The 5,489-nt window shown below is 68.6% G+C and carries 6 protein-coding genes and 1 tRNA gene; 3 read left to right on the plus strand and 4 right to left on the minus strand.

Annotated features, from left to right (window positions below; translation table 11 throughout):
• Positions 1-248 precede the first annotated feature (248 nt).
• Positions 249-339, minus strand: a tRNA-Ser gene (locus RSA25_RS18770).
• 170 nt (positions 340-509) lie between these two features.
• Between RSA25_RS18770 and RSA25_RS18775 the strand changes: the two genes are divergently transcribed.
• On the plus strand, positions 510-1,214 hold the full coding sequence (locus RSA25_RS18775; protein WP_332810345.1) for a protein phosphatase 2C domain-containing protein: 705 nt from the start codon (positions 510-512) through the stop codon (positions 1,212-1,214).
• Between the two features lie 129 nt (positions 1,215-1,343).
• Here the strand turns inward: RSA25_RS18775 and dnaQ are convergent, their stop codons facing one another.
• From dnaQ to RSA25_RS18790, 3 genes are read right to left on the minus strand one after another with little or no spacing between them, the layout of a single operon-like run.
• Positions 1,344-2,069 carry a DNA polymerase III subunit epsilon gene (dnaQ, locus tag RSA25_RS18780; protein WP_332810346.1) on the minus strand — a complete coding sequence of 242 codons (726 nt, stop codon included), beginning with the start codon at positions 2,067-2,069 and terminating at the stop codon, positions 1,344-1,346.
• Between the two features lie 4 nt (positions 2,070-2,073).
• On the minus strand, positions 2,074-2,526 hold the full coding sequence (gene rnhA, locus RSA25_RS18785) for a ribonuclease HI (RefSeq protein WP_332810347.1): 453 nt from the start codon (positions 2,524-2,526) through the stop codon (positions 2,074-2,076).
• 11 nt (positions 2,527-2,537) lie between these two features.
• Complete coding sequence (locus RSA25_RS18790) at positions 2,538-3,182, minus strand: hypothetical protein (RefSeq protein WP_332810348.1); 645 nt, start codon at positions 3,180-3,182, stop codon at positions 2,538-2,540.
• A gap of 11 nt (positions 3,183-3,193) precedes the next feature.
• Here RSA25_RS18790 and gloB point away from each other — a divergent pair, with 11 nt between their 5' ends.
• Together gloB and RSA25_RS18800 are read left to right on the plus strand one after the other, a co-directional pair.
• Positions 3,194-3,961: a hydroxyacylglutathione hydrolase gene (gene gloB, locus RSA25_RS18795; protein ID WP_332810349.1), complete on the plus strand. Its 768-nt coding sequence runs from the start codon at positions 3,194-3,196 to the stop codon at positions 3,959-3,961.
• Positions 3,958-5,181: a transglycosylase SLT domain-containing protein gene (locus RSA25_RS18800; RefSeq protein WP_332810350.1), complete on the plus strand. Its 1,224-nt coding sequence runs from the start codon at positions 3,958-3,960 to the stop codon at positions 5,179-5,181. The genes gloB and RSA25_RS18800 overlap by 4 nt, the downstream gene beginning before the upstream one ends.
• The last annotated feature ends 308 nt before the right edge of the window (positions 5,182-5,489 follow it).

Genomic DNA, 5,489 nt, shown 5'->3' on the forward strand with positions numbered 1-5,489 from the left:
TCGAAGCCCATCTCTACCTGAATAAGCTCGACTAGCGGCCATCAGGCCACAACAGGTATCAAGATTAGCTGCCATAAGCACTGGCATGCGAACGCTTTGACCAGCAAGGCCGATGCGCGCCGCTTATAGGCTCCAAGATGTCCAGAATGGTCCAGCAGCAGCCAGCTTCCCATGGCATACCAGATGGCATACTAGCTAAGCCAGAAATGAAAAAAGCCCTTGAAACTCAAGGGCTTAGTTCAATTATCTGGCGGAGAGGGGGGGATTCGAACCCCCGAGGCGCTATAAACGCCTGCCTGATTTCGAGTCAGGTACATTCAACCGCTCTGCCACCTCTCCAGATGGTCCCGGCGAACCGGGACGCGAATGATACGGGTAGGAGGCGTCGCCGACAAGTCTCTGCGCGGTGGGTGAAGTGAATTTCTTCTGCATGCATGCCTTGCCGGATGTCCGGCGGCCCGCGATCATGCCGTTATTCCCCGCAACAACCCCCTGGCTGCCGCCCGCTCATGATCGAATTCGGACACCTGACCCACCCCGGCCTGCGCCGTGACCTCAACGAGGACACCTACTACGGCGATGGCGAACTGGCGTTGTGGCTGGTGGCCGACGGCATGGGTGGCCATGCCTGCGGCGAGGTGGCCAGCGCGCTGGCGCGCGAGACCATCGTGCGCGAGATCCGCCAGGGCGCCACGCTGGCGCATGCGATCCGGGTGGCCGACGAGGAGATCATCCGCACCTCGCGGCGCCGCAACGACAGCCTGCCGATGGGCACCACGGTGGTGGCCGCCCGCGTGCAGGGCAACCGCTATGAAGTGGCCTGGGTGGGTGACAGCCGCGCCTACCTGTGGCGCGACGGTCGCCTGGCGCAGCTGAGCCAGGACCACAGCGTGGTCCAGGAAATGGTCGCCCAGGGCAACCTGACCGCCGAGCAGGCGCGCGCCCACCCGCATCGCAACGTGGTCACCCAGGCCCTGGGCGTGACCGACCCGGCCCATCTGAACGTGGCCACCACCACCGGCGAGCTGCGCCCGGGCATGCAGCTGCTGCTGTGCAGCGACGGCCTGACCGAGGAAGTGGAAGACACCGGCATCGCCCGCACCCTGGCCTATGACGACGCCAGTGCGCAGGAGTGCGTGGACACCCTGGTGGCCGCGGCGCTGGATGGCGGCGGCTCGGACAACATCACCGTGATCCTGGTGCGCTGCCACTGAGTGATGCGGGGTTGCGCGGTCGCGGGGCGGGTGGCCGCCGCATTGACGGCGGCCCCCCATGACAGCAGCCACCCATGGGGTGGCTCTACCCGCCTACACCACGGCCTCAACGCGCGTCGGGCCCTGCCCTCAACCCGCCTGCGCCATCTCGCGCTCGCCATCCCAGATGGCATGGCCGGCCTTCTTGCGCAGCTTGGCCAGCCGCGCCTGGTGCGCTTCCAGCTCCGAGGCGGTGGCCACCACGCGCGGGCGCGGCAGCAGGCGCGAGGTGTCGAAGGCCTGGGCATGGGCGGTGCCGCCCTTGCCGTCATCAACCATCCCGAAGCCGATTTCCTCCTGGCCGGAGGTCAGCGCGATATACACATCGCCCAGGATCTGCGCATCGAGCAGGCCGCCGTGCAACTGGCGATGCGCGTTGTCCACGCCCAGCCGCTTGCACAGCGCGTCCAGCGAATTGCGCTGGCCGGGGAAGCGCTCGCGCGCCATCTTCAGCGTATCCACCACCGTGCAGCGGTCGGTGATCTTGCCGTAGTGGTCGCCCAGCAACGACAGCTCGTTGTCCAGGAAGCCGATGTCGAAGGCCGCGTTGTGGATGATCAGCTCGGCGCCGTCGATGAAGGCGAGGAACTCCTCGGCGATCTGCGCGAAGTCCGGCTTGTCGGCCAGGAAGTCCAGGGTCAGCCCGGTGACTTCCTGCGCGCCCTGCTCGAACTCGCAGTCCGGCTTGATGTACTGGTGGTAGGTGTTGCCGCTGGGCCGGCGCTCAAGCAGTTCCACACAGCCGATTTCGACGATGCGGTTGCCCTTTCGCCATTCCAGGCCGGTGGTTTCGGTATCAAGGATGATCTGACGCATGGGCTCAGTGTACCGGGCCGGCGCTGCGGATCCGGACCGCGGCGTCGCGCGCCAGCTGGTCCACCCGCTCGTTGTCCGGATCGCCGGAATGCCCCTTCACCCAGCGCCAGTCGATCTGGTGGCGCAGCGTGGCCGCGTGCAGCCGCTCCCACAGGTCGCGATTCTTGACCGGGTCGCCGCCGGCGGTCTTCCAGTTCTTGCGGATCCAGCCCGGCATCCATTGGGTGAGGCCCTGGCGCACGTACTGCGAGTCGGTGAACAGCACGATGTTGCACGGCTCGGTCAGCGCCTCCAGCCCGGAAATGGCCGCCATCAGCTCCATCCGGTTGTTGGTGGTGTGCGCCTCGCCGCCGCTGAGCTCGCGCTCGTGTGCGTTGTAGCGCATCAGCGCCGCCCAGCCGCCCGGGCCGGGGTTGCCAAGGCAGGAGCCGTCGGTGTGTAGTTCAATGGTCTTCATTGCAATCCAGATCAGGTCGCCACGGTGCCGTGCCAACGGCGTACCGGCAGTGGCGTAGGTCCTGGCAGGGCCAGGATGCGTTTCTCGGCGGTGAACAGGCAGGCCGCGCGCAGCGGTGCCAGGCTGCGCCGGCCCGCCGCGCGGCTGGCCCACATCGGGCCCAGGTAATCGAGCTGCTCGCAGGCCAGGCCGGCCTGCTCGAGCGTGTGCCGCAGGCGCTGCGGGGTGCGCACCACCAGCCCGTGGTGGCGCCATTGGCGGCGGTAGGGGCTGAACGGGTTGAGCGTGGACAGCCACAGCCGGCCACCGGGCATCAGCACGCGCTCGCACTCACCGATGAGCTGCTCGGCATCGCGCGTGGTCACATGCTGCAACACGATCGCGTTGACGCTCTCGTTGGGCAGCGGCAGCGGCAGCGCGCAGCGGGTGTCCCCGGCGTAGCCGGTCCCTTGCCGGTGCAGGCGCAGGCCACGCCCGGGCAGGTCGGGCATCGCCGCCCAGGCGGCGGTGGGCGCCAGCCACAGCCACGGGGTGATCGGCCGCTCGTTCAGCAACGGCGACAGGCGCTCGAACTCCAACTGGCACAGCACCTGCGCCGGTTCAGTATCAAACCAGGATGCGACTGTCGCTTGACGGGGGCTCGGCGCGGCGGGCATGGTCCAATTCTATGCGACTCACTGCCCTACCCGCATTTGCGGACAACTACATCTGGGCGCTGGTCGCCGACGACGGCGACGCCGTGCTCATCGACCCGGGCCAGGCGGCCCCCGTGCTGGCTGCCGCAGCGCAGCAGGGATGGACGCCGCGCGCGGTGTTGCTTACCCATCACCACGACGATCACATCGGTGGCGTGGCCGAGCTGCAGGCCCGTTATCCGGGGCTGGAGGTGCATGCCCCGGCCGATCCGCGCATCCCCATGGCCACCCACCGGGTGGCCGAAGGTGAACCCGTTCAGGCATTGGGCCAAAGGTTCCACGTAGTATCCGTGCCCGGTCACACCCGTTCGCATGTCGCGTTTCACACCACTGAACATCTTTTCAGTGGCGACGCACTGTTCAGCCTGGGCTGTGGCCGCATGTTCGAAGGTACGCCGTCCCAGCTTCTGGCATCCCTGCACAAGCTGGCGTCCCTGCCGCCGCACCTGCTGTTGTGCTGCGGGCACGAATACACCGTGTCAAATGCCGTCTTCGCGCGGCATGTCGACCCCACCAACGCTGCGTTGCTGCAGCGCCATGAGGAGGCCCTGGCCATGCGCCGCGATGAACGCCCCACGCTGCCCGTGTCACTGGCCAGTGAGCTGCACTGCAATCCGTTCCTGCGTACCGGAACCCCGTCGATCCAGCAGGCCGTCAGTGCCCACCTGGGTCGCCCCGTCACCGATGAAGTCGATGTCGTCGCAGGTCTGCGCGGCTGGAAAGACGGATTCGGCCAATGAGCCGGCGATTGTTGCCGCTCGCGCTGGGCCTGGGGTTGTCCCTGGCAGGCGGCGCGAGCGCCCAGTCATTGAGTGCCGGCATGTCCCAGAACGTGGCCGGCCTGTCCCAGCTGCCCCTGGAGGCCAGCGCCCTGCCGCCGGTCTCGGTGCGCAACGGCCAGGAGATCTTCGCCAGCTTCCGCGAAGGTCTGTCCGAGCCGACCTGCAATGCCGAGGCCACCAGCCCGCGCTGGCAGAAGCAGTTCGCCCACGCGCCCTCGCGCCTGGCCAACCAGGATGACGATGCGCTGGTGTTGTTCGGCTATGTGGTCGAAGAACTGCGCAAGTCCGACCTGCCGACCGAGTTCGCGCTGATCCCGTTCGTGGAAAGCGGCTACCGGCCCAACGCGCGCAATGGCAGCGGCCCGGCCGGGCTGTGGCAGTTCATCGCCACCACCGCCAAAAACCACCGCGTGCAGATGACCGCCGGCTACGACGGTCGCCTGTCCGCCGTCGATTCCACCCAGGCCGCGGTGCGCTACCTCAAGACCCTGCACGGCATGTTCGGCGGCGACTGGCGCCTGGCCACCATGGCCTACAACGCCGGCGAGTACCGCGTGCTGCAGTCCCTGCGCAAGGCCGGCATGAACGCGCAGAACGCGCGCCCGGCCGAGCTCCCGGGCCTGTCGCCGATCACCTACGCCTACGTCGAGAAGCTGCACGCGCTCGCCTGCGTGCTGGAAAACGCCGAGACCACTCCCGCCGTGATGGCCTCCCTGGACCGCACCGTGCCGGTCCTGAAGGGCCACACCCTGCCCGCCGGCACCAGCGTGCAGCAGTGGGCCGCCCAGCGCTCGCTGGACCCGGCGCGCATCGCCCGGCTCAATCCGGCCCTGGCCGGCGGCAAGAGCCGCCCCAGCGGCCAGGTGACCGTGCTCGCCCCGGCCACCCACGCGCCGGTGGATGCCAGCGCCGCGGTGATGGCCACCGTCGCCGCCGTGGACACCCCGGCGACCGCCACGCCTGCCGCCAAGGCCAGTGCCCCGGTCGCCCGGGCCGCCCGCACGGTCGCCAGCAGCGCCGACCGCCCGCGCAACCGCCGCCACACCGTCCGCGACGGCGAGTCCCCGTGGACCATCGCCCGCCGTTACGGCATGCCGCTCAAGGCCCTGCTCTCCCTCAATGGGCTCAACGGCAGCAGCGTGCTCAAGCCCGGTGCCGTGCTGCGCGTGGAAGACTGACCGCCTGCGCCGGCCCCCCCCCTGTTTGTCCACGATGCCCGGCCCTGCCGGGCATCGTCGTTTCAGGGCACCCCGGCCCTGCTGCACCGGCAACGTGGCTGGAGCCCCCGCGCAGAAAGCCGCCTCCCCCCACGGTGGTGACCTACCGCTGCCGCGCCGTCCAAGGCGCCGCAATAGGCGTCACCCCAACCATCGACACGCCGTCGCGCACCGCAAGCCATGCCCCTTGGCGGCCGGCAGACCCTTGGCAAAGTAAAGGAGGAGGTCGCCGCAGGCGGCCGGGGGACACTGCACAAGGGTCTGCCGGC

Origin of the sequence: Stenotrophomonas sp., assembly GCF_036662295.1 — a bacterium.
Lineage (GTDB): Bacteria > Pseudomonadota > Gammaproteobacteria > Xanthomonadales > Xanthomonadaceae > Stenotrophomonas.